Origin of the sequence: Streptomyces sp. HNM0645 (genome assembly GCF_030056615.1) — a bacterium.
GTDB lineage: Bacteria > Actinomycetota > Actinomycetes > Streptomycetales > Streptomycetaceae > Streptomyces > Streptomyces marianii.
The window spans coordinates 15,510-41,429 of sequence record NZ_JASHLT010000043.1 but is presented as its reverse complement, the minus strand read 5'-3'; the positions used below and the strand labels follow the sequence as shown (position 1 = coordinate 41,429).

The following is a 25,920-nucleotide window of genomic DNA, read 5'->3' as shown; positions in this document are numbered from 1 at the left end:
TACCTCCACGAGTGGGCGAAACCACGAGCCTAACAATTGGCGACGAAAAGGGGGAGGACCGAACGCCATCAAAAATGCGTCCGCGCAGGTCAGCGCAGAGGCGACCGGGAGAACGTCAGCCCTTCGGCCCGTCGTCCGCGGTGCAGCCCGCGAGCTCGGCACTCGTCGCCCGCGCCGTCGTACGCACGGTGACGACCCGGTCCACCCGCGTCTCGCGCATGTCGAAGCGGACGTCCCGACGGCCGACCTCTGAACCGTCCTCGGCCCGCGAGCGCAGGGTGCAGTAGCCCTGGGCGTCGCCGTCCTTGCGGACCTCCAGATGGACCTGGACCCGGTCCGCCGCGGTGACGTCGAACTTGATGACCTCGGCGCTGATCCGCTGGCCGCTCACGTAGTCGTAGCCGAACCAGGCGATCACGGCGAGGAAGCCGGCGCCGAGCACCGCGCCGATGATCTTGAGCTTGCGGTCGGCGCGCTCGTCGGCCGAGCGCCCGTAACGGCCCTCGGGAAGCCCTTCGCGCACCGCGCCCATGATCGTCCTCTCATTCCCGAAAGACGCCGGAATTTTCGCCCCCCGGTTTCCGTCACTATAGAAGCCGTCCGATGCGACACATCACCGAGGATCGAGTCTTGACTGAGCAGCTGCGACTGATGGCCGTCCACGCCCACCCCGACGACGAGTCGAGCAAGGGCGCTGCCACGATGGCCAAGTACGTGTCCGAGGGGGTGGACGTGCTGGTCGTGACCTGCACGGGAGGCGAGCGCGGCTCCATCCTCAACCCCAAGCTCCAGGGCAACCGGTACATCGAGGAGAACATCCACGAGGTACGGCGCAAGGAAATGGACGAGGCGCGCGGGATCCTTGGCGTGAAGCAGGAGTGGCTCGGCTTCGTCGACTCCGGCCTGCCGGAGGGCGACCCGCTGCCCCCGCTGCCCGAGGGCTGCTTCGCGCTGGAGGACGTCGACAAGGCGGCGGGCGAACTGGTGCGGAAGATCCGCTCCTTCCGTCCGCAGGTCATCACCACGTACGACGAGAACGGCGGTTACCCGCACCCCGACCACATCATGACCCACAAGATCACGATGGTGGCCTTCGAGGGCGCGGCCGACACCGAGAAGTACCCCGAGTCCGAGTACGGCCCGGCCTGGCAGGCGCGGAAGGTGTACTACAACCAGGGCTTCAACCGCCCGCGTACCGTCGCCCTCCACGAGGCCCTGCTCGAGCGCGGCCTGGAGTCCCCGTACGGCGAGTGGCTGGAGCGCTGGAAGACGTTCCAGCGCGCCGAGCGGACCCTCACCACGTTCGTGCCGTGCGCCGACTTCTTCGAGACCCGCGACCGGGCGCTGATCGCGCACGCCACCCAGATCGACCCCGACGGCGGCTGGTTCCACGTCCCGATGGAGATCCAGAAGGAGGTGTGGCCGACCGAGGAGTACGAGCTCGCCAAGTCCCTCGTCGACACCTCCCTGCCCGAGGACGACCTGTTCGCCGGAGTCCGCGAGCAGGCCTGACCCGGCCGTTCCCCCGGCCTCCACCACTCCCTCCCCCGGCCCCGGGTGGGCCGGGGGAGGACGTCACGGACGCCCGGGTATGGTCGGTACATCCACACAAGGAGCGACCGATGAGCAGCACAGGCCTGGCGATGACACACCTCGTCCCCCTCGCCAAGGAGCTCGACGAGAACAAGGTGACGCCCGGCGTCCTCGGATTCATCGTCTTCGCGGTGATGGCGGCCGGTGTCTGGCTGCTGATGAAGTCGATGAACCGCCATATGAACCGGGTGGACTTCGAGGAGGCCCCGGCGCCGGCCGCGACGGCGGGCACCGCGTCCCGGGCCGCCGCCGAACCGGCGAAGGGCGAGTAGGGCCTCTCGTCCGGGCCCGTCCCGGACCGTGCGGCCGGGGACATCGGCCGGGCATGGGTGCGCCCGGCCGTGCCGCGTCCACCGCCGCCCCGGCGCACCACGTCGTACCGCCGCGGCACGGCATACCGCCGCCCCCCGGGACGCGGCACGACGTGCCGCCGCGCCATCGGCGTCGACGGGCCGCCACCCGCCTTGCGGTCGGGCCGGACCGATGAGGTGCCCCCGCCGACGCGGCCACGCGTCCGCCCGCGGCCTTCCGGTGGGGCCGGACCGGTCGGCGTGAGTCCGCCGGCTCAGTCCACGGGCACCCCCATCACCTCCCGGGCGTGCCGGCCCGGCACCATGCCCAGCTGCCACGCCTGCCAGTCGTCCTCCAGCCGCACCCCGCGCTCCAGAACCAGGGCGAACGCCCCCATACAGTCCTCCAGTCGCCCGTCACGGGCCGGGTGGGACACCTCGCGGAGCGCGGCCAGCTCCTCCTGGGCGACGACCGTGCCCACCTCCACTCCGCCCGCCGAGGCGTACGGGAGCAGCGTGCAGCGCAGGAAACCGGCCCAGTCCGCGCCCCGGCGGTCGCCGTACGAGGCGAACAGGGCTGCCGCCTCGTCGCACAGCGCCAGCGCCTGGGCCGCGCGGCTGTTGCCGGCGTCGATCACGGCCAGTTCCAGACAGGTCCACGCCTCCCCGTGGGCCACCCGGATGCGCTGGAAGTCCGCTCGGGCGTCGACCAGGAGCTGACGGGCGAAACCGGAGTTGCGCAGAGTGCCCGTCTGCGCCGCGCGCTGGTCTCGGGTGGCGCGGCCCGAATGGTGGCGGGCGCAGGCCAGCCCGTACACGTCCCGCATCCGGGAGAACATCGTCCGGGCGCGCTCCAGTTCACGCACCGCCTGGTCGCGTTCGCCCCGCTCCTCCAGTGCCTGGCCCAGGTAGTAGAGGGTCCACGCCTCACCGCGCGCGTCCTCGTTCTCGCGGTGCCGGGCGAGGGCCTGGTTCAGCTGCTCGACCGCCGGTGACGGATCGCCGTCGACCAGCCGGGCACGGGCCAGCTGGGTCAGCGCCCACGCCGCACCCCGCTCGTCCTGGGTCCGCCCGTAGAGGTCGAGCGCCAGCCTCAGTGACGACTCCGCGTCCGGCACGTCGCCCAGACGCAGATGCACCTGGCCGAACTGGAAGTGGGACCAGGCCTCGCCGTGCAGCGACTCGCTCTCGCGGTGCAGCCGGACGGCCGTCGTGAGCAGCGCCCGGGCCTCGGCGAGGTTCGCCCGGTCCCGCTCCACCGCCGCCAGCGCGTGCAGGGTCCACGCCCGGTCCGCGTCCAGTTCCTCGGACGACTGCAGTTCGATCGCCTCGCGCAGCTTCGCCGACGCCTCGGTCAGATTGCCCTGGTGGTGGAGCGTGATGCCGAGCGAGCACAGCGCCCGGGCCGCACCCGCCTCGTGCTGCGCCTCGCGGTACAGGTTCACCACCGACGACAGGGTGGTGCGCGCCTTGTCCAGCTCACCGAGCTGCCGGGCGGCGATACCGGTGCGCCACTGCACCGAGCGGACCAGCAGGCCCTGGTCGACGGCCTGCGTCAGCTCGTTGATCTCCCCGAGCCGGTAGAGGTCGCCACGCAGCAGGCAGTAGTCGCACAGGGCGCCCAGGAGGTTCAGCACGGCCTGCTGGTCCACGCCCTCGGCGTGCCGGAGCGCCGCGGTGATGAAGCTCGACTCGTCGTCCAGCCAGCGCAGCGCCGCCTCCAGCGAGGAGAAGCCGTGACCGGCCGACGTCCGGGCGAACATGTCGGCACGGGTCGAGGTCTTCCCGTCGACGAGCCGGATCACCGTGTCGGCGAGTTCCGCGTACCCGATGACCAACCGCTCCTGCGCGGCCGTGCGCTCCGCCTGCTCCTCCTCGTCCAGCAGCCGCTCCTGGGCGAAGGCCCGCACGGCGTCGTGCAGCCGGTAGCGCTCTCCCCCCGCACCCCCGGCGCCCTGCGGGCGCGGCGGTACCCCCGGTGGTGCGGAAGGGCCGCCGCGCACACGGTCCAGCAGCCCCGTGCGTGCCAGCTCCGACAGCAGCCGCTGCGCCTCGTTCTCGTCGGTGCCCAGCAGCGCCGACGCCGCGGCCGCCCCCAAGGACGCCCGGCCCACGAGAGCCAGCCTGCGCAGCAGCCTGCGGCCCTGGTCCGCCAGATCCGTGTAGCGCAGCCACAGGGCCCGCTCGACCGGCCCCACCGGCCCGTACGCGCCGAGGTCGGCGGCCAGCGCGTGCGGGGTGCGGGCGCCGAGGGACGAGCCCGCGATCCGCAGCGCCAGGGGCAGTCCGCCGGACAGGTCACGGATCGTTTCCATCGCGCGGGAGTCGTAAGGGCCTTCCAGCGGCTCCTCGGCGGACGCCGCGAGCAGTTCCTCGGCTCCCGCCGCGTCCAGCGCCTCGACCGGCAGCCGGTGCACCCACGCCGGGACGTCCTCCGGGAGCTCCAGTGGCTCCCGCGCGGTCACCAGCACCAGGCTGTCCGAGCGCTCCGGGACGAGCGTCCGCACCTGCTCGGGGTCGCTCGCATCGTCCAGGACGACGGTGACGGGCAGACCGGTCAGGTACTGGTGGTAGAGCTCGCCGAGGCGGCGCACCTGCTGCTCCGCCGACGACCGCTCCCGGAACAGCAGCTGCTCGCGCGGGGCACCGAGCCGGTTCAGCAGGTGCAGCAGCGCGTCCCGCGTCGACAGCGGCTGCCCGCCCGCGGACCCGCCGCGCAGGTCCACCAGGCACGCGCCCCGGAACTGGTCCTTCAGCCGGCGGGCCGCCCGCACCGCGAGCGTGGTGCGGCCCGACCCCGGCTCGCCGTACAGCACCACGACCGTCGGCTTCGTGTCCGTCGACGCGCGCGCCGCGTGCACCCACTGCGCGATCTGCGCCATCGCCTCCCGGCGTCCGGCGAACGGCCCGCCCGGCTCGGGGAGATGGGCGAAGGACTGCTCCAGCACGTTGCGCCGCCGGGCCGCCTGGCTGCGGTCCACCCCGCGCAGCGGCGGGCCCGCCGTCTTCTTCACCGGGCGGGCGGTGGCGGCCGTCAGCAAGCGCTGCTGGTCCAGGAACGGGCGGATGCCCCGGACCTCCAGCGCGGTCAGCCACTGCAGCCGCAACTGCTCGGGCCCGCCCGGCTGTCCGAGCGCACCGGCTCTGCGGTGTGCCGCGGGCCAGTGGGAGACGGTCACCTTGGCGACGGTGGCCGCCGCCCCGGCCACCATGACGACGGCACCGGCGCCCAGCGCCGTGCCCGTCGCCGTGCCGAGGGCCATGTCCGCCCCGATCGCTGCGGCCGCGGCAACCGCCGTGACCATTACGGGAGTCGACATGTCCTGCCGACTGAACCGCTCGGCCAGGGACGAGTGCCCCGCCTCGGCCTCCTCCACGGCGCGGAGGTACGCGGCGTACTCCTCGTCCGCGCTCGCCGCCATGGTCTCCAGTGCCTCGCGGCCGCGTGAGAGCAGCGCCGCGGAGTCCGTTCTGCCGCCGGAGCGGCGCACCTCCTCCTCGACGGCCCGTACCAACAGCCGCTCGGCTTCCGCCCGATGGCTGTCCCGCATGTGGGTCCCCCTCCGAGAGCTTCCGCTTTCGTTCCGGTGCCAAGTGTCCTGCGGGACGCTGGCCGACGCGAGGGAGTCCGGCGATCAAGCCCCCTCCCCGGGGTTCCACCGCACGCTCCGGTGACGTCTGCCGCAGTCGATTCACGCGATTGGAGGGCGTTTGTTCCTGAATGTCCAGGGCAGTCGGACGGTATCGGATCCAGCGGCCACCAAGGGAGGTCCCCCTGACAGACACCCAAGTCCCCCGTCCCTGCTGCGAGAAGGAGGACACCACGAGGAGAAAGACCGCCAGATGAGTGGCGGCCCCGGGTGGTCATCACGAAGTCTCGCTGCGCTGCTTCCTGCCGACCGCCACCCGGGAGCCGCCACCGGCCGCCGGACGGCAGCCGATCCTCCGGCGCGCCGGGCCGGCACCCGGCCCGGCGGGAGCGGGGAGAGATGCGGGTCTCTCCCCGCTCCGCCGTGAAGTGAGAGGCGACCGGTCAGGGCGGCTGGCCCATGACGGTGTTCCTCACGCCCGGGGCGCAGCCCTTCTACTTCGGCAGTTACTTCCCGCCCGCCCCGCGGCACGGCATGCCGTCGATCCGCCAGGTCCTGGAAGCGTCACCGCAGCCTGGACGGACCGCCGCGGCGACGTCGACCAGGCGGCCGGGAGGATCGTCCGCGATCTGGCGGGACGGAGCCTGGCGTACGGGGGACGGGGATCTCCGGGGGAGGAGGAGCTCGCCCAGGCGCTGCGCGGCCTCGCCCGGGAGTACGACCCGGCGCACGGCGGTTTCGGCGGGGCGCCGAAGTTTCCCGCCGTCGATGGTCCTGGAGTTCCTGCTGCGGCACTACGCGTGCACGGGCGCCGAGGGCGTCGCTGCAGATGGCCGCCGACACCTGCGGGGCGATGGCCCGGGGCGGGATCTGCGACCAGCTCGGCGGCGGCTTCGCCCGGTACTCGGTGGACCGCGAGTGGGTTGTGCCCCACTTCGAGGAAGTATCTGCCTAATGGCTGCCCCGGCGGCAGACGACGGACTTGGCCTTGCCGGGTACGGACTTCTGGGTCATCGACGGTGCGCAAGCCCTCTTCCATCACTTCACCGGAGACGGTCAGTTGGATGAGGACGGGCGGGAGTGCACCGGCGATTCTGGGAGGGTGAGTCTGTGCACCTCCGCCTTGGAGGCGGTGTGGCAGCGAGCCATCCCGCATGGGGAGTACGAGCCGCGCTGACCGGTCACCACTATGGCTGTCCCTCCCTCTTCGAGTGCCCAGCAAGCCCGGCAGGCTCTGGCGCACCGACTCGCTGAGATCTGCCGGGATGCCGGGATGCCGCCCCGTCCGGGCACGGCCCCTCCGCTGTCGCGTACTGGCACAGCGGGTGCGCCCCCAAGGGAGCCGCGTAGTGGTCGGTGCCGAGGACAACGGCAAGCTGGTCAAGAACGCCGCCGGACGGGTCGGCATCCTGCGTGAGGTGATCCCCGACCGGGAGGACCCGGCCAAGCTCCCCAGCGAGCGCCGGAAGACCCCCACGACATTCGTGAGCCCCGAACGCGGTGGCCATGAGGGAGGACCTCCCCTTCGGCTCTGCGTCCCGCATGAGTCCGTTACGAACCAGGTCCCGTACCGGCCGAGCGAGCACCGAGCCGGCACCCCTCCGTCCCACTCGTGCACTGCCCCCGTGGCGCATGGGCGGGGGCGCGGCCGGGTGCGCAAGGATGGGGGTATGCCCAACCGACTCGCGCAGGCCACGTCCCCGTACCTCCTCCAGCACGCGGACAACCCCGTCGACTGGTGGCCCTGGGCGGCCGAGGCGTTCGAGGAGGCCAGGCGGCGCGATGTCCCCGTGTTCTTGAGCGTCGGCTACAGCGCCTGCCACTGGTGTCACGTCATGGCGCACGAGTCCTTCGAGGACGACGACACCGCCGCGTACATGAACGAGCACTTCGTGTCCGTCAAGGTGGACCGTGAGGAGCGTCCCGACGTGGACGCGGTCTACATGGAGGCCGTGCAGGCCGCCACCGGGCAGGGCGGCTGGCCCATGTCCGTGTTCATGACCCCCGACGGGGAGCCGTTCTACTTCGGCACTTACTTCCCACCCGAGGCTCGCCATGGCATGGCGTCCTTCCGCCAGGTACTCGAAGGCGTGCACAACGCCTGGACGAGTCGGCGGGACGAGGTGGGAGAAGTTGCGGGGAAGATCACTCGGGACCTTGCCCAGCGGGAGCTGAGCACCGGGGATGACGGGGTGCCCACCGAGGAAACCCAAGCCCTGGCCCTCCTCCAACTGACCCGGGACATCGACCCCGCGAGCGGCTGGTTCAAGGGGGACACCAAGTTTCCGCCGTCGATGGTGATCGAGTTCCTGTTGCGCCACCACGCGCGGGCCGGCTCCGTGGCCGCGCTGGAGATGGCGGAAGGGCTGTGCGGCGCGATGGCTCGTTCGAGCCTGTACGACCAGGTGGGAGGCGGGTTCCACCGGTACGTGCTCACACCGAGGGCTGATGGACCTTTGGTACCGCACTTCGAGAAGATGCTCTACGACAACGCCCTGCTCTGCCGGGTGTACGCCCATCTGTGGCGGGTCACCGGCAGTGATCTGGCCCGCCGGGTCGCCCTGGAGACCGCCGACTTCATGGTGCGGGAACTGAGGACGCCGGAGGGCGGCTTCGCCTCCGCCCTCGACGCCGACAGCGCTCTTCCCGACGGTTCCGGGAAGCACGCCGAGGGCGCCTACTACGTCTGGACGCCCGGCGGACTGAGGGACGTGCTGGGGGAGGACGACGCGGAGTTCGCCATGCGGCACTTCGGCGTGACCGAGGAGGGCAGCTTCGAGCACGGCTCCTCGGTGCTCCGGCTTCCGCAGGACGCGGGCGTCGCCGACGCCGGGAGGGTCGCGTCCGTGCGGGAGCGGCTGCTGGCGGCGCGTGAGCAGCGGCCGCGGCCGGGCCGCGACGACAAGATCGTCGCCGCGTGGAACGGTCTCGCGATCGCCGCACTGGCTGAAGCGGGCGGCTACTTCGACCGGCCGGACCTCGTCGAACGTGCCACGGAGGCCGCCGATCTGCTCGTCCGGCTCCACATGGACGACGGCGCGCGGCTGGCCCGTACCTCCAGGGACGGCCGTGCGGGCGCCAACGCCGGGGTGCTGGAGGACTACGCCGATGTCGCCGAGGGCTTCCTGGCTCTTGCCTCCGTCAGCGGCGAGGGCGCGTGGCTGGAGTTCGCGGGCTTCCTGCTGGACGGCGTCCTGGAGCGGTTCACGGGCCCCAGGGGGCAGTTGTACGACACGGCCCGCGACGCCGAGCGGCTGATCCGGCGGCCCCAGGACCCCACGGACAACGCCGCTCCCTCCGGCTGGACGGCCGCGGCCGGAGCGCTGCTCTCCTATGCCGCGCACACCGGCTCGGAGGCCCACCGCGCCGAGGCGGAGAGGGCGTTGGGCGTGGTGAAGGCGCTCGGACCGCGGGTCCCCCGGTTCATCGGGTGGGGGCTCGCCGTCGCGGAGGCGCTGCTCGACGGTCCGCGGGAGGTGGCGGTCGTCGGAGCACCCGGTGACGCCGGGATGCGGAATCTGCACAGGGTCGCGCTGCTGGGGACGGCCCCGGGCGCCGTGGTCGCCGCCGGTGGGCCGGGCGGTGATGAGTTCCCACTGCTCGCGGACCGCCCGCTGGTCGACGGGAAGCCGGCGGCCTATGTCTGCCGGCATTTCGTCTGTGCCGCGCCGGTCACCGAAGTGGAGGCGCTGCGGCGGGAGTTGGCGCCTCGAGGGTGACCGCAGGCGGACGATTTCGGTGACCTGCCCGAAACGCGCCATTCATCGAAACGGGCGTACGACGGTCACACATTCCTCCTATTCTCTTCACCGCTGACACGGCAGCTGCGTGTGCGGCGGATCCGCGCTGCGGTCCCGCAGCGCCCGCGCAGGGGGGTTCAGGGGCGGGAGCGCGGCGGGCGAGGGGGCCTGCCGTGGCGGTCGCCCCTGTCGTTGGGGGGCCAATTGCTCACGTCCTTGTTCATCGGCGCCATCTCCTTGGCGCTCTTCTGGATGGCGGCGTTCACGCTCTGGTGGCAGATGCACGCCTGGCGCACACCGGAGACGCTCGCGTCGACACGCTTCGAGAGCCCGGCGGGCGCGGAGGGACTGTCGTTCTCCCTGCTGCTGCCCGCCCGGCACGAACAACTGGTGCTGGAACACACCGTTGGCAGGCTGCTGGAGTCCAGCCACCGCGACTTCGAGATCATCGTCATCGTCGGGCACGACGACCCGGAGACCACGGAGGTCGCCGCACGGGCCGCGTCCCGCGATCCCGACCGGGTACGCGTCGTCGTCGACACCCACGAGACCAAGAACAAACCGAAGGCCCTCAACACGGCCCTCCCGCACTGCCGCGGGGACGTCGTCGGGGTCTTCGACGCCGAGGACCAGGTCCACCCGGAACTCCTCGCCCATGTCGACCACGCCTTCACCGCCACCGGTGCCGACGTCGTCCAGGGCGGCGTGCAGCTGATCAACTTCCACTCCTCGTGGTACGCGCTGCGCAACTGCCTGGAGTACTTCTTCTGGTTCCGTTCCCGTCTCCACCTCCACGCCGCCAAGGGCTTCATCCCGCTTGGCGGCAACACCGTCTTCGTCCGCACCGACGTGCTGCGCGAGGCCGGCGGCTGGGACCAGAACTGCCTGGCCGAGGACTGCGACCTCGGGGTGCGCCTGTCCAGCCGCGGCAAGAAGGTCGTCGTCGCCTACGACGCCGACATGGTCACCCGTGAGGAGACCCCCGGCACGCTGATGGCGCTGCTGAAGCAGCGCACCCGCTGGAACCAGGGCTTCCTGCAGGTGTACCGGAAGAAGGACTGGAGGCAACTGCCCGCGCTCGGGCAGCGCATGCTGGCCCGCTACACGCTGATGACACCGTTCATGCAGGCGTTCACGGGCGTGATCATCCCCGTCAACGCCGCCGCCGCACTTCTCCTCGACGTACCGGTCGGCGTCGCCTTCCTCACCTTCCTGCCGTTGGTCACGGCGATGGTGACCTTCGTCTTCGAGATCGTCGGACTGCACGACTTCGGAACGCAGTACGGGCTGCGGGTCCGCTTCCCGCACTACCTCAAGCTCATCGCCGGCGGCCCCTTCTACCAGGTGCTCCTCGCGGGCGCGGCCGTGCGGGCCGTGTGGCGTGAGCAGCGCGGCCGCAACGAGTGGGAGCTGACCAGCCATGTCGGCGCGCACCTCACCCGAGAGGACGTCCCCGCGTGACCTCCATCCTCACGGCGGCGCCACCGGTGGCGGCCGCCCGCTCCGCCGATCCCGCGGGACGGCTCACCGTCCGGCCGGTCGTCCGCTTCCGGTCCTCCCGGCCGGACCTGCTGCTGTGCGGTGCGCTGCTGACCGCGATCCTCCTGGTGCAGGGCTGGAACATCCAGCACTTCCCGACCCTCAGTGACGACGAGGGCACCTACCTCGCCCAGGCGTGGGCGGTCCAGCAGGGCGAGGGCCTGGCCCACTACACGTACTGGTACGACCATCCGCCGCTCGGCTGGATCCAGCTCGCCGGGCTGACCTGGATCCCCTCGCTCATCGCGCCGGACGCGATGACGGTGGCCACGATGCGCGGGGCGATGCTGCTGATCAGCGCGGCGAGCGCGGTCCTGCTCTACGCCCTGGCGCGCCGGCTCTGGCTGCCGCGCTGGGCGGCCGGGCTCGCGATGGCCATGTTCGGACTGTCGCCGCTGTCCGTGGTCCTGCAGCGGGAGATCTTCCTCGACAACCTCGCCGTGATGTGGATGCTGCTGGCGTTCTGCCTCGCGGCCTCGCCCAGCCGGCATCTGTGGCACCACTTCGGCGCCGGGCTCGCCGCCGCCACGGGGGTGCTCACCAAGGAGACGATGCTGGTCGTCCTGCCCGCGCTGCTGGTGACGATGTGGCGCTTCAGCCACCGCGACACCCGTAAGTTCGCGGTCACGGGCGCCGTCACCGCCTGCGCCCTGATCGGCTTCTCCTACCCGCTGTTCGCGCTCCTCAAGGGCGAACTGCTCCCGGGCGAGGGCCATGTGTCGCTGTGGGAGGGCATCACCTACCAGATGAGCCGGCCCGGCTCGGGGTTCGTCCTCAGCGAGGGGACCGGCTCGAACGGCGTGCTCCGGTCCTGGCTCTACTACGACCGGGTGCTGCCGGTGGGCGGGCTCGCCGGCGCCGCGCTGCTGCTCCTCACAACGCGCTGGTCGGTGACCGCGCGGGCGCTCGCCGGTCCCGCGCTCGCCGTGGCGACCCTGGCCGCCGTCGCCATGCGCCCGTCGGGCTATCTGCCCGCGATGTACGTCATCCAGGCGCTGCCGTTCCTGGCGCTGGTGCTGGCCGGCGGGGCCGCGAGCGTCGGGCGCGCGGTGCTGAGCCGGTGGCGGCGTCCCGGAGAGGGGCGGACGCTCACCCTCGCCCGCCGGTCGGCGGCCGCCGCACTCGCCCTCGCCGCGGCCGTGTACGTCGTGCCGCGCTGGTACGACGGCGACCGCACCGCGATGACGGCGGACGCCAACGCCCCGTACCGGGCCGCCGCGCTGTGGCTGAGCACCGAGGTGGCCGAGCCGGCGCGCACCCGTGTGCTCGTCGACGACGCCCTCTGGCTCGACCTGGTGCACGCCGGGTACCAGCCGGGGCTCGGGGCCATCTGGTTCTACAAGGCCGACCTCGACCCGGCGGTGACGAAGACCATGCCGCGCGGCTGGCGCGACCTGGACTACGTGGTCGCCTCGCCGACGGTCCGTCGAGACGCCCGCGATCTGCCCAATGTGCGGGCCGCGCTGGAGCACTCCACGCCCGTCGCCGTCTTCGGCGAGGGCGAGGACCGTATCGAGATCCGCGAAATCGGGGGAGCTGACCACACGTGACGAGCCATCACACGCCTCCGGCCGACGGACTGGGATGCAGTCCGGGAGCGCTCGAGCGCACGCTCGGCGAGACCGCGGGGGTCGCCGAGCCGGCGGCCGTCACCGTGGTGATCCCGACCTTCAACGAGTCGGCGAACGTCCGGGAGTTGCTGCACCGGCTCACCGACTCGGTGCCGGCGCGGCTCCCCTGCGAGGTCGTGTTCGTCGACGACTCCTCCGACGACACCCCGGCCGTGATCGCCGAGGCCGCGCAGGACTGCCCCTTCCCCGTCACGGTCATCCACCGGGACTCGCCCGACGGCGGACTCGGCGGCGCGGTCGTCGAGGGGATGAAGGCCGCCGGGTCGGACTGGATCGTGGTCATGGACGCCGACCTCCAGCATCCGCCGTCCCTGGTCCCCGATCTCGTCACCACCGGCGAGAAGGACTCCGCCGACCTCGTCGTCGCCAGCCGCTATCTGCCCGGAGGCAGCCGCGCGGGGCTCGCGGGCGGCTACCGGGTGGCCGTCTCCCGCGGCGCGACCTGGCTCGCCAAGGGGCTTTTCCCGCGCACCCTGCGCGGCATCAGCGACCCCATGAGCGGCTTCTTCGCCATCCGCCGGTCCGCGGTGACCGCCGAGGTGCTGAAGCCGCTCGGCTACAAGATCCTGCTGGAGCTGGCCGTGCGCTGCCGGCCGGGCGGGGTCGCCGAGGTGCCGTTCGTCTTCCGGGACCGGTTCGCCGGCGAGTCCAAGTCGACGGCCAGGGAGGGCCTGCGCTTCCTGCGGCACCTGGTCGGGCTGCGCACCGCCTCCCCGCTCGCCCGGATGGCCGCCTTCGGGCTCATCGGGCTCACCGGCTTCGTCCCCAACCTGCTGGCGCTGTCCGCGCTGGTGACCGCCGGTCTGCACTACCTGCCCGCCGAGATCCTCGCCAACCAGTTCGGCGTGCTGTGGAACTTCCTCCTCATCGAGGTGCTGTTGTTCCGCGACCGGCGTCACCACCGCCACTGGGCCGACCGCGTGGGCCGGTTCGCGCTGCTCGCCAACGCGGACCTGGTGCTGAGGATCCCGCTGATCGCCCTGCTCGTAGGGCAGTTCCGCCTGGCCGTGCTGCCCGCCACCACGCTCGCGCTGCTCACGACGTTCGTCCTGCGCTTCGCCGGGACCGAGGCGCTCGTCTACCTGCCGCGCGGAGGCCGCTCCGCGAGGAGCCGTACCGGTACAGCAAGGAGCACCAGTTGAAACCATCCGGACGTGCCCGCAGGCCCACCGGACGTGCCCGCGGAGCGACCGCGCTGCTCGCCGTCGCCGCCATGACCGCCGGCCTGCTGCTCGCCGCGCAGCAGCCGGCCACCGCGGGGCCCAACCTCGTCAAGAACCCGGGGTTCGAGACCCCCGGCAGCGGCGACATGCCCTTCTGCTGGGCCAAGTCCGGCTGGGGGGACAACGACTTCACCTTCACCACCACGGCCGAGGCGCACAGCGGCTCCGCCGCGATGAAGGTCGAACTGACCCGCCGGCTGGACGGTGACCGCAAGGCCCTCATCACGGAGTCCGCCGACTGCGCCCCGCACGTCGTCCCGGAACGGCAGTACGACCTGTCCTTCTGGTACAGGTCGACGACCCCGGACACGGCCCTCACCCTCTTCCGCCACGACACCACCGCGGGCTGGCAGTACTGGACCGATCTGCGCACCCTCCCCATGGAGGGGGACTGGACCCGCAGCGAGGTCCGCACCCCGGCCATCCCGCCGGGCACGGACCGGATCACCTGGGGCGTCTCCGTCTTCGGCACCGGCAGCGTCACCACGGACGACTACGCGATGGAGGAGGTCGAGCCGCCGACGCCCGACCCGGTGTGCACGGCCACGGCCGAGGAGTGCGCCAAGGGCCGGTGGGACGTCATGCCGACGCAGAACCCGGTGCGCTCCGTGCACTCGGTGGTGCTCCACAACGGGAAGGTGCTCCTCATCGCCGGCTCCGGTAACGACCCGGGGATGTTCGAGGCGGGCACCTTCACCTCCGCGGTGTACGACCCGGTGGCCGGGACGTACGAGGACATCCCGACGCCCGCGGACATGTTCTGCGCCGGGCACGTCCAGCTCTCCGACGGCCGGGTGCTGGTGATGAGCGGCAACAAGGGCTACCCGTCGGCCGACGGCACGATCGGCTACCAGGGCCTGAAGGACTCGTACGTCTTCGACCCGGTGACCGAGACGTACACGCGGACCAACGACATGAACGGGGGCCACTGGTACCCGTCGGCGACGATCCTCGGCAACGGTGACGTCATCTCCTTCGGCGGGCTGAAGGAGGACTCGACGGGCAATGTGACGGCGGAGAAGTTCTCGGCCGCCGAGAACAAGTGGCTGCCGCTCCACCAGGTCAACCAGACCTGGTCGTTCTGGGGCCTGTACCCGTCGATGATCCTGATGCAGGACGGCCGGCTCTTCTACTCCGGCAGCCATGTCTTCGGCAACGGCACCCCGGGCACGGGCGCCTCGATCTACGACTACGACGCCAACACCATCACCGACGTGCCGGGTCTGCGGAACAAGGACCAGCGCGACGAGAGCGCGAGCGTGCTGCTGCCCCCGGCGCAGGACCAGCGGGTCCTCACCATCGGTGGCGGCAACAACGAGACCAACCCTGCCGCCAACCGGCTCACCGACATCATCGACCTCAAGCAGTCGAACCCGCAGTACACGGCCGGTCCGCCGCTGCCGCAGGGCCTCGTCGACCAGGGCCAGGGCAAGCGTCCGCAGACCGGTGACGAGGGCAAGATGTTCGTCTCGGCGGTGCTGCTGCCCGACGGCAAGGTGCTGGAGACCGGCGGCGGACTGCACGACCGGGCGGACCCGGTGTACGAGGCGTCCTTCTTCGACCCGGTGACCGACACCTACCAGGAGGGCCTCGCGGCCGACCCGATCCCGCGCACGTACCACTCGTCGGCGTTCCTGCTGCCCGACGGCCGGGTCATGGCCGTCGGCGACAACCCCGGCAACGGCACCTACAACCACAACGTGTCGATCTACACCCCGCCGTACCTGCTGAAGGGCCCCCGTCCGCGCATCACTTCGGTGGTCGACGGCGAGTGGCAGTACGGCGACACCCAGCGGATCACCGTGGACCGGCCGATCGCCAAGGCGGAACTGATCCGCCCGGCCGCGGTCACCCACTCCTCGGACCCGAACCAGCGGTTCGTGGACCTGCCGATGAGCGTGGTGGACGACCGTACGATCGACCTGAACGTCACCGGCAACCCCAACCTGGCCCCGCCCGGCTGGTACATGCTCTTCGGCGTCGACGCGGGCGGGATCCCGTCGGTGGCCGAGTGGGTGCACCTGGGCGCCCCGCCCGCGGCGGCGCGGGCCGCGGAGGACGCCCCGTCCGCGCACGTCCACGACTTCGCCGGGGATCTCGCCGAGTCCCCGAAGAAGAACGGCAGGAAGCGGGCCTCGGCCCCGGTCGGCCCGACGGTCGCGGGCTGCGACCGGCACTACGGCTCGGCCGACGTCTGTGTGCCGCTCACCTTTCCGGCACCGGTGAACGCGACGACCAGGTCCCGCTGCGACTGGCTCACGGCGCACGGCTACGCCCGGCTGAAGGTCAACGGCAAGGACGACCCGCTCCGGCTCGACCCGGACCGGGACGGCCGCACCTGCGGGAAGGGGGACCTGAGGAGGTAACCGGCCCTCCCGGGCTCAGAGGGACAGCCCGTCCCCGAGCGTGACGAGGGCACGGTCCAGGAGCGCGGCCAGGTCGTCCCGCCGGCTGCGCTCCGCCCAGTCGCCTCGTAGCCCTGCTCGGCGATCAGCCGGTACATGGCGCGCCGGGCCCCGCACGGGTCCTGAGCTTCTTGCGCTCGCGCAGACCCGTCGGGGCCGGTGGGCGGTCGGTGCGCGGAGGGGGCCATGGCCGTCATTGTCGGCCACCGGCCGGAGCCGCGACCACGGCCGTGAACCGTTCACGTGCTTCCGGGGCCGCTCAGGCGTGCTGGTAGGCGACCAGGGAGATCCCCACGTAGTGGACGACGAAGGCGGCCAGGGTGAAGGAGTGGAAGACCTCGTGGAAGCCGAACCAGCGCGGTGACGGATTCGGCCGCTTCATCCCGTAGATGACGCCGCCGGCGCTGTACAGCAGCCCGCCGACGATCACGAGCACGAGGACGGCGATGCCGCCCTTGCGCATGAAGTCGGGCAGGAAGAAGACCGCGGCCCAGCCCATCGCGATGTAGCAGGGCGTGTAGAGCCACCGAGGCGCGCCGACCCAGAACACCCGGAAGGCGATTCCGGCAACCGCTGCCGCCCAGACCGCCCACAACAGCACCCGCCCGGTGGAGTCCGGCAGGAGCAGCAGCGTCAGCGGGGTATACGTACCGGCGATGATCAGGAAGATGTTCGCGTGGTCGAGCCGGCGGAGGACGGCCGTCGCGCGGGGGCCCCAGGTGCCCCGGTGGTAGAGCGCGCTCACACCGAAGAGGAGACAGGCGGTGAGTACGTAGATGCCGCAGGCGATCCTGCCGCGGGTCGAGTCCGCGAGCGCCGTCAGCACGATGCCCGCGATCAGCACGGCGGGAAACATCCCCGCGTGCAGCCAGCCCCGCAGCCGCGGCTTCACCGGCGGCGGATCGATCTCGTGCACGTCGGGCGGGGCTGCAGTCATGGCGGCATGCTACCTACGGGGCCGTAGGTGACGGACTCCGAGTGGCAATGCTCACGTGAGAGGTCCTCTGGACATATGGGCACCGGGCGCGGATGATCAGATGAGTGCGGTCGGCACCGGATGAGCAGCTACGAAGCATCCGGGTCGCAGCCCCCACGGGGCAACAACATCAAACCCCTCTTTTAGGAGCAATCGTGGCGCGCGATATCGCGGCTCCCAGCAACGCACCCACCAAACACCAGGAACTGATCGCCTGGGTCGACGAGATCGCAGCTCTGACGCAGCCGGACAGGGTGGTCTGGTGCGACGGTTCCGAGGCCGAGTACGACCGCCTGGCCGAGGAACTGGTCGCCAAGGGCACGTTCCGCAGGCTGGACCCGATCAAGCGCCCGAACTCCTACTACGCCGCCTCCGACCCCACGGACGTGGCGCGCGTCGAGGACCGGACGTTCATCTGCTCCGAGAAGGAGGAGGACGCCGGCCCGACCAACCACTGGAAGGCCCCCGCCGAGATGCGGGACGTCTTCACCGGTGAGAAGGGCATCTTCCGCGGCTCGATGAAGGGCCGGACGATGTACGTCGTCCCCTTCTGCATGGGCCCCCTCGGTTCGCCGCTCTCCGCGCTGGGCGTCGAGATCACCGACTCCGCCTATGTCGCCGTCGCCATGCGCACCATGACCCGGATGGGCCAGGCCGTCCTGGACGAGCTGGGCACCGACGGCTTCTTCGTGAAGGCCGTCCACACCCTCGGCGCGCCGCTGGAGCCCGGCCAGGAGGACGTGCCGTGGCCGTGCAACTCCACGAAGTACATCTCGCACTTCCCCGAGACCCGTGAGATCTGGTCCTACGGCTCCGGCTACGGCGGCAACGCGCTCCTCGGCAAGAAGTGCTACGCCCTGCGCATCGCGTCCGTCATGGCCCGCGACGAGGGCTGGCTCGCCGAGCACATGCTCATCCTCAAGCTGACCCCGCCGCAGGGCGAGTCGAAGTACGTGGCCGCCGCCTTCCCGTCGGCCTGCGGCAAGACCAACCTGGCCATGCTGGAGCCCACGATCTCCGGCTGGACCGTGGAGACCATCGGCGACGACATCGCCTGGATGCGGTTCGGCGAGGACGGCCGGCTCTACGCGATCAACCCCGAGGCCGGTTTCTTCGGCGTCGCGCCCGGCACCGGCGAGCACACCAACGCCAACGCGATGAAGACCCTGTGGGGCAACGCGGTCTTCACCAACGTCGCGCTCACCGACGACAACGACATCTGGTGGGAGGGCATGACGGAGGACACTCCGGCCCACCTGACCGACTGGAAGGGCAACGACTGGACGCCGGAGTCCGGCGTCCCGGCCGCGCACCCGAACGCCCGCTTCACCGTCCCGGCCGCGCAGTGCCCGATCATCGCGCCGGAGTGGGAGGACCCGAAGGGCGTGCCGATCTCGGCGATCCTCTTCGGCGGCCGCCGCGCCTCCGCCGTCCCGCTGGTGACGGAGTCCTTCGACTGGCAGCACGGTGTCTTCCTGGGCGCGAACGTCGCCTCCGAGAAGACCGCCGCCGCCGAGGGCAAGGTCGGCGAGCTGCGCCGCGACCCGTTCGCGATGCTGCCCTTCTGCGGGTACAACATGGGCGACTACATGGCCCATTGGATCAAGGTCGGGCAGGCCGCCTCGGCACGGGGTGACCAGGCCAAGCTCCCGAAGATCTACTACGTGAACTGGTTCCGCAAGAACGACGCCGGCAAGTTCGTGTGGCCGGGCTTCGGCGAGAACAGTCGCGTTCTGAAGTGGATCGTGGAGCGCCTGGAGGGCAAGGCCGAGGGCGTCGAGACCGCGATCGGCATCCTCCCCACCCGGGAGTCCCTGGACACCGACGGCCTGGAACTGGCCGACGAGGACCTGGACTTCCTGCTCAAGGTCGACGCGGACGTCTGGCGCGAGGAGGCCGCGCTGGTCCCCGAGCACCTCAACACCTTCGGTGACCACACCCCGAAGGAGCTGTGGGACGAGTACCGCGCCCTGGTGGCCCGACTGGGCTGAACCCCCACTCGGAGCTGAGACCGGGGCCCGCACCGTACAACGGCGTACGGAGCGGGCCCCGGCCTTTTCTCCGTCTCCGCCGCGCCCTGCGGCGCGGCCCGCAGACGCACATGTGCCGTGCCCGGGAGGTCCCGGGCACGGCACGGTGCTTCACTGGAGGGTCATGGTCGGCCTTCGGACGGCGGACCGGCGCGAAGAGCGCTTACTTCTTGGTGTTCTTCGGGGCGCTCGGTGCCCTGTCGAGGGCCTTCTCCGCCTGGAAGTTCAGGATCGCCCCCGGCTGGTCGTCGATCAGGTCCCAGTCGTCGTCCCACACGAAGGGGGCGAGTCCAGCACCGGAGTTGATCTCGCCCTGGATCTCCCACACCTGGCCCTCGAGGGTGAGGACCTTCGCGTAGGCGGTGTTGCCCTGTGCCGTGAAGGACACGGCACACGGGATCTCGGCCGCCGGGTAGCCGTCGTTGTCGGTCAGATCCTCCCAGGAGTAGTCCCCGACGGGCTCGAAGATCAAGCCGTCACCGTCGAGGTCGACGCCACCGTCGTGCGGCCGCTGCCCGACCCACGTCGTCCCGTCAGGCAGGAGCGCGACGCTGAACTCCTTGGCGTTGCTGGTCGCGTACGAGTCGATGTCGACGCACGCGCCGGCCCCCGTGTCTCCGGTGGCTCCGGTGTCCCCGGTGGCTCCCGTGTCCCCGGTGGCTCCCGTGTCCCCGGTGGCTCCGGTGTCTCCGGTGGCTCCGGTGTCTCCGGTGGCTCCGGTGTCCCCCGTGTCCCCCGTGGGCCCGGTCGGCCCGGTCGGCCCGGTCGGCCCGACCTTCTTCTTGTCCCTGTCCCTGTCCCTGTCGCAGTCGTCGGCCAGCGTGGTGACGCTGGTACCGCTGGGGCCGCTGTGGACGTCGTAGCAGGTGTCTGCCGCCGCCGGGCCCGCCGGGCCCGCGGGTGTCTGGCCGACTGCCGCCGCAGGAACGGCGAAGCCCAGCATCAGGAGAGCCAGCGATGTCATCGCGCTGCGGGCGACCAATCCGCCCCGCTGCGGAAGCGGGCCAAGGCCGGAAGGGGTCCTGTGCTCAGGACTCATGAATTGCTCCTTGTGGAACCGATGGGGTGATTGCATCGGGAAGCCCAGATGACCTCCCCGACGCATACTTCGCTCAGCCCGGCCGTGACCTTGAGTGACACACGGCGAGATCAACACATTGGCCCAGCAAGAACAGCCCGATGGCACGATGCGCAGCCCCGCCCGCGGTGCTCCGTCCCGGGGCCGAGGGTTCACGAGCATCAACGCATGGATGATCTCTTTGCCGTCGGCGAGCCCGCAGGCGTTCCGCTGTGCGAAGGGTTCCCGGCACACAGGGGCTTGGCCCGGAGCAGAGCCCCCCGGAGCTTGCCGGCATCCTGAGGACCTCGGACAGCCTCAGTCCCGGTCGTGTCCCCTCATGCTGTGTTGCGGGATTCTGCCGGAAACTGCTGTTCACGGCCACAATCGGCCCGCACGCAGTCCCCCTTGAATGACGGACGGTCAGGCGGACAGGGCGACTGCCGCCAGCCCCGCACAGCTGACTGACCTCTGGCCACACCGGGACCAGGAGATCACCGAGTGGCTGTCGATACACCACTCCAGAGGACGTGACCCCACACTCCAGCGGACGTGACCAGCAGGCCCGGCAGGGATCCCCGGAGGCCTGACGGCAGAGAAGAGAAGTCGCAAAGCGGCAAGGTGTGAGTGCACATGGATGGGCTGTGATCGGCTGAAAGGTTCGTTTGATAAACGTCCTGCCCGGGACCGATCAGGCGAATGACGGCTTCGACCGTCCGTGGCGGACTCCGGGGCGATCACGGCGGAGCTAAGACTGTGCCGTGACGACTCTTACCCGTCCTCGCGAGCACGACGAAAAGGTCCGCCCCGAAGAAGCCGGGCGACGGCGGTTCAGGAGACCGGACGGCCTGTGGTTGTGGCCGGCGCTGGCCACCCTGGCCCTCGCGATGCACTCGATCGACTTCCCACAGTTGGGTACCGACGAACTGGTCACCCGGAACGTGGGCCAGCGCAGCCTGGAGCAGCTCCTGGGTCTGCTGCACCACGTCGACGCGGTGCACTCCACGTACTACCTCCTGATGCACGGGTGGATGGCCGTCTTCGGGGACTCGCACACCGCCCTGCGCATGCCCTCGGCGCTGGCCATGAGCGCGGCGGCGGCCTTCGTGGCCCTGATCGGGAACCGGCTCTTCAGCCGGCGTGCCGGGCTGTGCGGCGGACTGCTGTTCGCGCTGATCCCCGTCGTGAGTCGGTTCGGCCAGGAGGCCCGCAGTTACGCGCTGGTGGTCATGGTCGCAACGCTGGCCACGTACCTGCTGATCCGGGCGATGGACGAGCCGCGGAGCCGGGGACGCTGGGTCGCGTACGCCCTTTGCGTGGCCCTTACCGGCTTGTTGCACCTGGTCGCGCTGAGCGGCCTGACGGCGCACCTGATCGTGGTCGCCCGCCGCGCCCGCCGCGAAGGCTGCCGTGTCTTCTGGTCCTTCTGCGCTGCGGCTATGGCCGGCACCGCCTGTGTCGCCCCGCTGTTCGTACTGGGCAGCTCGCAGGCGCAACGGCAGCTCTTCTGGGTCGCCGAGCCAGGCGTATGGGGTCTCGTCGAGATCTGGCCCCAGCTGTTCGCCTCCGCCCTGTGCGCCGGAGTGGTGATCGCACTCGCCGCCATGGCGTGGAAGGAACGCGGGGAAGGCCTGCTGCTGTGCGCCTCGATGGCCGTGCTGCCCACACTCGTGCTGTGGATGGCCTCGCACGGGGAGACCTCCTACTTCCGTTACCAGTACGCCATGTTCACCGTGTCGGCCTGGGCAGTGCTCGCCGGCGCCGGAATCGCGGCGGCGACGCGCTCCTGGCTGCCGGTCACCGTGGGCCTGGGCGTGCTCGCCCTGCTCGTGCTGCCCGACCAGCGCAGGATGAGAGAGGCGTACCAGCACGACGTCCCGCACAGCGCCGACTACGCGGGAGCCGCCCGGACCATCGAGAAGCATCACCGGCCCGGGGACGCGATGATCCTGGTCAAGGGCGGACCATGGATGCTCGACGAGGGGGTCCGCTACTACCTTCCGCGCGATCTGAAGCTGCGCGAGGTCTTCGTCGAGAGGACGGCGGCCGAGAACCATGAGCTCTATCCGAAGTCCTGTGCGAGGCCGTCCGCATGCCTCAGGGGCGAGAAGCGGATCTGGGTGGTGGTCGCCGGAAAACCGGAGGACCCGCTGGCTTCGGTCCCCGTGATCCAGGCCGTGCCCCTGCGCATGCACTACGCCATCGAGGATTCCGTGTACCTCAGTGGACTGACCGTGACACTTCTCGAGCGCAGGCCCACGGCCAAGACCTGATCTCCCTCCCCTCCCACGGGCCGCCGCGACATCCGCACCCCGCGCGGGAATTCCCCTGTTCGGTCGTCTACATCGCTGAGGTGAATGGGACCAGTGAAGCAAACGGTCTGCCTGAACATGATCGTCAAGAACGAGGCCCACGTCATCGAACGCTGCCTCGAATCCGTGCGCCCTTTGATCGACACATGGGTCATCCTGGACACCGGCTCGACCGACGGGACCCAGGACGTCATCCGCGAGGTCTACCGCGACCTGCCCGGCGAACTGCACGAAAGTCCCTGGAAGGGATACGACGGGAGTCGCACCGAGGCGATCGAACTGGCCCGTGACAAGGCCGACTACCTGTTGTTCATCGACGCCGACGACGTGATGGAGATCCGGCCCGGCTTCCGGATGCCACAGCTGACCCATGACGCCTACCGGATCGCCCTGCACACCGTGAGCATGAAGCACTACCGTCAGGCCATGGTCTCGACCCGGCTGCCCTGGCGGTACGTCGGCGTTCTCCACGAGTACATCGAGTGCGGCAGACGGCACAGCATCGGGATGATGGACGGCTTCAACATCCTCTCGCTCGGCGGTGGTGCCCGCATGAAGGGAGAGGGGCAGCGCAACAAATACCTGCGTGATGCCGAGACCCTTCAGCAGGGTCTCCTCAAGGAACCCGACAACACCCGCTACGTCTTCTACCTGGCCCAGAGCTGGCGTGACGCCGGAGAACCGGAGAAGTCGCTCGAGGCCTACGACCGCCGCGCGGCCATGGGCGGCTGGCCCGAAGAGGTGTTCTGCTCCCACCTCTACGCCGCACGGCTCGCGGCACGGCTCGGGCGGCCGCAGGCCGAGCTGATCGACCGGCTCCTCCGTGCGCACGAATGCCGGCCCACCCGGGCCGAGGCCCTGGGCGAGCTCGCGCGCCTGTGCCGCCAGAACGGCCCGCGTTGGCCGCTGGCCCACCTGTTCGCGCGGCAGGCGGCGCGGATCCCGTACTCGAAGGACATCCTCTTCGTCGAGCACGCCTGGTACGAGTGGCGGGCACTTGACGAACTCGCTGTCTCCGCATACTGGATGGGGGAGTACGAGGAGTCGAGGAACTGCTGCGAGCGGCTCCTCGACGGGGGCAAGCTGCCCTCCGAACATCGTGACCGCGTGATGCGCAACCTCGAGTTCGCCCAGCGCAAGCTGGGCTCGAAGGAGCTCGTCGACGCCTGATGCGCCTGGCCGACGGCAGCGGGCGAGCGTCGGGACTCCGTATGGCGCCCGGTCCGCGCGTCTCGTGGCACGCGGACCGGGGCCGTCAGGGGGCGCCGACCAACCGCGTGTCGCGCAGGGCGGCGGTGTGCGCGTCCATCCGCTCGGCGGCGAGGATCGCGGCGGCGGTGTCGGCGCGCGAGGCGGCGACCACCAGGGCGCGCCCGGCGAGGGCCAGGGCGCGGCGGTGCAGGTCGGACGGGTCGGCGCCGGTGCGTCCGGCATGGCGCACGGGCGGCGTCCCGCGCAGCCGGGCGATCTGCTCGGCGATGCGCTCGGCCTCGGCGCCGAGGCCGAGTTCGTCCGTGACGGCGAGGAGCGCGGCGAGATGCCCGGCGAGCTGGATGTCCAGCTCCTCCTCACGGGTGCGGTGGGGAAAGTCGGACTCGCCGGCCGTCGATTGCACCGTCTTCGAGCGGATCGGTTCGTACATGGGACGGCCTCCTGCGGTAGCTCTGGAGCCATCCTAGCTTAGATCGCGTCTAAAGTTGAGTGGGGTCCGGAAGGTGGGGGTCCCGCTCCGCTCACGCTCCGGAGGCCCTCCGCGTCAGGGCTGGCTGTAGCCGTCCAGGAAGTTCCCGATCCGGGTGACCGCGTCCGCCAGGTCCGTCGCGTTCGGCAGGGTGACGATCCGGAAGTGGTCCGGCTCGTGCCAGTTGAAGCCCGTTCCGTGGACGACCATGATTTTCTCCGCCCGCAGCAGGTCCAGCACCATCTGCCGGTCGTCCTTGATCTTGTAAACGTGCGGATCGAGCCGCGGGAACAGGTAGAGCGCCCCCTTGGGCTTCACGCACGTCACGCCCGGGATCTGCGTCAGCAGGTCGTACGCCGCGTCGCGCTGCTCCAGCAGCCGCCCACCAGGCAGGACGAGGTCCTCGATGGACTGCCGGCCCTGGAGCGCGGCGGCCACCGCGTGCTGGGCGGGCATGTTGGCGCACAGCCGCATGTTGGCCAGGATCGTCAGGCCCTCGATGTACGAGGCGGCGTGCGCCTTGGGGCCGCAGACCGCGAGCCAGCCGCTGCGGTAGCCCGCGACCCGGTAGTTCTTCGACATGCCGTTGAAGGTGAGGACCAGCAGGTCCGGCGCGATCGCGGCCGTCGGGGTGTGCGTGGCGCCGTCGTAGAGGATCTTGTCGTAGATCTCGTCCGAGCACACCACCAGCCGGTGCCGGCGGGCGATGTCCGCGAGCTGCCGCAGCATCTCGTCGTCGTACACGGCGCCGGTGGGGTTGTTCGGATTGATGATCACGATCGCCTTGGTGCGGTCGGTGATCTTCCGCTCGATGTCCGCGAGGTCCGGCATCCAGTCGGACTGCTCGTCGCACCTGTAGTGCACGGCCGTCCCGCCGGAGAGCGACACGGCAGCCGTCCAGAGCGGGTAGTCCGGAGCCGGTACCAGGACCTCGTCGCCGTCGTCGAGCAGTGCCTGCATCGACATCTGGATCAGCTCGGAGACGCCGTTGCCGAGGTAGATGTCCTCGACGGAGAGCGGGACGCCCTTGGTCTCGTAGTGGCTCATGATCGCGCGGCGTGCGCTCAGCAGGCCCTTCGCGTCGCCGTAGCCGTGGGCGTCCCCCACGTTGCGCAACACGTCCTCGAGGATCGCCGGCGGGCACTCGAACCCGAAGGCGGCCGGGTTGCCGGTGTTCAACTTGAGGATGCGGTGTCCTGCGGCCTCCAGTCGCATCGCCTCCTCGAGCACCGGTCCGCGGATCTCGTAACAGACGTTGGCGAGCTTGGTCGACTGGATCACCTGCATGACGCGAGCTTACGGGCCCGCCGCGGGACGCGCTCCGTGTTTTGGGACACCCTCGGGGTGCGGGCGGGTCGCGAGTCGGGACGTCCCGGGTGACCCGAGGAGAGACGGGGCGCGGGGGCCTTCGCCCGGTGAGTTGGCCGAATTCCTGCGACGGCGGGGCCTTCTATAGGGCCTTCCGTGGGGAAAAGCCTCATTTGTGAGGAGGCTGTCGCGGCCGACATCGCGGTGTTTACAATGCGCGGCTGTGACTCGCCAGCGGAACGCAGTGTTCGTCGACACCTCCGGGCGCCGACGTCGGCTCATGACGTTCGTATCGGTCGCCTTGGGCGCCCTGTGTGTCTGTTTCCTCGCCGTCGTGGCGATCGGTGGCTTCGGCGCCGGCCCGGCCGGAGGACCGCTCCCGTGGAGCCAGAGCCGCCAGGACCGGGACCCTGCGGCAGGTGAGCCGTCCCCGTCGCGGGAGGAGGCCGGGGGGCCGGCCGAGGAGGAGTCCGCCGGGGGCGGTGGGGCGGAGCGCGAGCCCGCCACGGAGCCGTCGTCCGGAACCTCCGGTCCGGCCGTCCCGA

Annotated in this window: 17 protein-coding genes and 1 pseudogene; 12 read left to right on the top strand and 6 right to left on the bottom strand. The window is 70.8% G+C overall.

Annotated elements, in window-relative coordinates:
- Positions 1-115: 115 nt before the first annotated feature.
- A complete protein-coding gene (locus QMZ92_RS26115; protein ID WP_283299943.1) occupies positions 116-532 on the bottom strand; it encodes a DUF4307 domain-containing protein in 417 nt (138 codons plus the stop codon).
- A gap of 98 nt (positions 533-630) precedes the next feature.
- Here QMZ92_RS26115 and mca point away from each other — a divergent pair, with 98 nt between their 5' ends.
- Positions 631-1,512 (top strand): mycothiol conjugate amidase Mca, encoded by an 882-nt coding sequence (gene mca, locus QMZ92_RS26110; RefSeq protein WP_283299942.1) that lies wholly within the window; start codon positions 631-633, stop codon positions 1,510-1,512.
- A gap of 110 nt (positions 1,513-1,622) precedes the next feature.
- Complete coding sequence (locus tag QMZ92_RS26105; protein ID WP_283299941.1) at positions 1,623-1,865, top strand: hypothetical protein; 243 nt, start codon at positions 1,623-1,625, stop codon at positions 1,863-1,865.
- A 293-nt stretch (positions 1,866-2,158) separates the two neighbouring features.
- On the opposite strand, the gene QMZ92_RS26100 is transcribed toward QMZ92_RS26105, so the two are convergent.
- Positions 2,159-5,434 (bottom strand): tetratricopeptide repeat protein, encoded by a 3,276-nt coding sequence (locus QMZ92_RS26100; RefSeq protein ID WP_283299940.1) that lies wholly within the window; start codon positions 5,432-5,434, stop codon positions 2,159-2,161.
- Positions 5,435-5,908: 474 nt separating this feature from the next.
- Between QMZ92_RS26100 and QMZ92_RS26095 the strand changes: the two are divergent.
- The 7 genes and pseudogenes from QMZ92_RS26095 to QMZ92_RS26070 all read left to right on the top strand — a co-directional run.
- Positions 5,909-6,419: pseudogene (locus tag QMZ92_RS26095) on the top strand (DUF255 domain-containing protein); the annotation flags it as partial.
- Between the two features lie 12 nt (positions 6,420-6,431).
- The gene (locus tag QMZ92_RS36110; protein WP_349307767.1) at positions 6,432-6,650 is read left to right on the top strand and encodes a DUF6879 family protein; all 219 of its coding nucleotides are present in this window, start codon (positions 6,432-6,434) and stop codon (positions 6,648-6,650) included.
- A gap of 493 nt (positions 6,651-7,143) precedes the next feature.
- The gene (locus QMZ92_RS26090; protein ID WP_283299939.1) at positions 7,144-9,192 is read left to right on the top strand and encodes a thioredoxin domain-containing protein; all 2,049 of its coding nucleotides are present in this window, start codon (positions 7,144-7,146) and stop codon (positions 9,190-9,192) included.
- 225 nt (positions 9,193-9,417) lie between these two features.
- Entirely contained in the window at positions 9,418-10,674 is a 1,257-nt protein-coding gene (locus QMZ92_RS26085; RefSeq protein WP_283299938.1) for a glycosyltransferase, read from the top strand.
- Positions 10,671-12,302 carry an ArnT family glycosyltransferase gene (locus QMZ92_RS26080; RefSeq protein WP_283299937.1) on the top strand — a complete coding sequence of 544 codons (1,632 nt, stop codon included), beginning with the start codon at positions 10,671-10,673 and terminating at the stop codon, positions 12,300-12,302. The genes QMZ92_RS26085 and QMZ92_RS26080 overlap by 4 nt, the downstream gene beginning before the upstream one ends.
- A 29-nt stretch (positions 12,303-12,331) precedes the next feature.
- Positions 12,332-13,525 (top strand): glycosyltransferase, encoded by a 1,194-nt coding sequence (locus QMZ92_RS26075; RefSeq protein WP_283300023.1) that lies wholly within the window; start codon positions 12,332-12,334, stop codon positions 13,523-13,525.
- Positions 13,526-13,596: 71 nt separating this feature from the next.
- Positions 13,597-15,972 carry a galactose oxidase family protein gene (locus tag QMZ92_RS26070; protein ID WP_283300022.1) on the top strand — a complete coding sequence of 792 codons (2,376 nt, stop codon included), beginning with the start codon at positions 13,597-13,599 and terminating at the stop codon, positions 15,970-15,972.
- A gap of 298 nt (positions 15,973-16,270) precedes the next feature.
- Here the strand turns inward: QMZ92_RS26070 and trhA are convergent, their stop codons facing one another.
- Entirely contained in the window at positions 16,271-16,948 is a 678-nt protein-coding gene (gene trhA / locus QMZ92_RS26065; protein ID WP_283299936.1) for a PAQR family membrane homeostasis protein TrhA, read from the bottom strand.
- Between the two features lie 194 nt (positions 16,949-17,142).
- On the opposite strand from trhA, the gene QMZ92_RS26060 reads away from it, so the two are divergent.
- Positions 17,143-18,978: a phosphoenolpyruvate carboxykinase (GTP) gene (locus QMZ92_RS26060; RefSeq protein ID WP_283299935.1), complete on the top strand. Its 1,836-nt coding sequence runs from the start codon at positions 17,143-17,145 to the stop codon at positions 18,976-18,978.
- Between the two features lie 202 nt (positions 18,979-19,180).
- On the opposite strand, the gene QMZ92_RS26055 is transcribed toward QMZ92_RS26060, so the two are convergent.
- On the bottom strand, positions 19,181-20,056 hold the full coding sequence (locus QMZ92_RS26055; protein WP_283299933.1) for a hypothetical protein: 876 nt from the start codon (positions 20,054-20,056) through the stop codon (positions 19,181-19,183).
- Between the two features lie 779 nt (positions 20,057-20,835).
- On the opposite strand from QMZ92_RS26055, the gene QMZ92_RS26050 reads away from it, so the two are divergent.
- Complete coding sequence (locus QMZ92_RS26050; protein ID WP_283299930.1) at positions 20,836-22,347, top strand: glycosyltransferase family 39 protein; 1,512 nt, start codon at positions 20,836-20,838, stop codon at positions 22,345-22,347.
- A 93-nt stretch (positions 22,348-22,440) separates the two neighbouring features.
- Positions 22,441-23,556, top strand: a complete 1,116-nt coding sequence (locus QMZ92_RS26045; RefSeq protein ID WP_283299928.1) for a tetratricopeptide repeat-containing glycosyltransferase — start codon at positions 22,441-22,443, stop codon at positions 23,554-23,556.
- 85 nt (positions 23,557-23,641) lie between these two features.
- On the opposite strand, the gene QMZ92_RS26040 is transcribed toward QMZ92_RS26045, so the two are convergent.
- Both QMZ92_RS26040 and QMZ92_RS26035 read right to left on the bottom strand, forming a co-directional pair.
- Positions 23,642-24,028, bottom strand: a complete 387-nt coding sequence (locus QMZ92_RS26040) for an SCO4983 family protein (RefSeq protein ID WP_283299926.1) — start codon at positions 24,026-24,028, stop codon at positions 23,642-23,644.
- A gap of 114 nt (positions 24,029-24,142) precedes the next feature.
- On the bottom strand, positions 24,143-25,354 hold the full coding sequence (locus tag QMZ92_RS26035; RefSeq protein WP_283299925.1) for a pyridoxal phosphate-dependent aminotransferase: 1,212 nt from the start codon (positions 25,352-25,354) through the stop codon (positions 24,143-24,145).
- Positions 25,355-25,920: the final 566 nt, after the last annotated feature.

Bases quoted from the DNA above. Each gene is read 5' to 3' on its own strand.
- QMZ92_RS26040 (WP_283299926.1), bottom strand. From the start codon at position 24,028: ATGTACGAACCGATCCGCTCGAAGACGGTGCAATCGACGGCCGGCGAG.
- QMZ92_RS26055 (WP_283299933.1), bottom strand. From the start codon at position 20,056: ATGAGTCCTGAGCACAGGACCCCTTCCGGCCTTGGCCCGCTTCCGCAG.
- QMZ92_RS26115 (WP_283299943.1), bottom strand. From the start codon at position 532: ATGGGCGCGGTGCGCGAAGGGCTTCCCGAGGGCCGTTACGGGCGCTCG.
- QMZ92_RS26100 (WP_283299940.1), bottom strand. From the start codon at position 5,434: ATGCGGGACAGCCATCGGGCGGAAGCCGAGCGGCTGTTGGTACGGGCC.
- QMZ92_RS26105 (WP_283299941.1), top strand. From the start codon at position 1,623: ATGAGCAGCACAGGCCTGGCGATGACACACCTCGTCCCCCTCGCCAAG.
- QMZ92_RS26035 (WP_283299925.1), bottom strand. From the start codon at position 25,354: ATGCAGGTGATCCAGTCGACCAAGCTCGCCAACGTCTGTTACGAGATC.
- trhA (WP_283299936.1), bottom strand. From the start codon at position 16,948: ATGACTGCAGCCCCGCCCGACGTGCACGAGATCGATCCGCCGCCGGTG.
- QMZ92_RS26090 (WP_283299939.1), top strand. From the start codon at position 7,144: ATGCCCAACCGACTCGCGCAGGCCACGTCCCCGTACCTCCTCCAGCAC.
- QMZ92_RS26070 (WP_283300022.1), top strand. From the start codon at position 13,597: ATGACCGCCGGCCTGCTGCTCGCCGCGCAGCAGCCGGCCACCGCGGGG.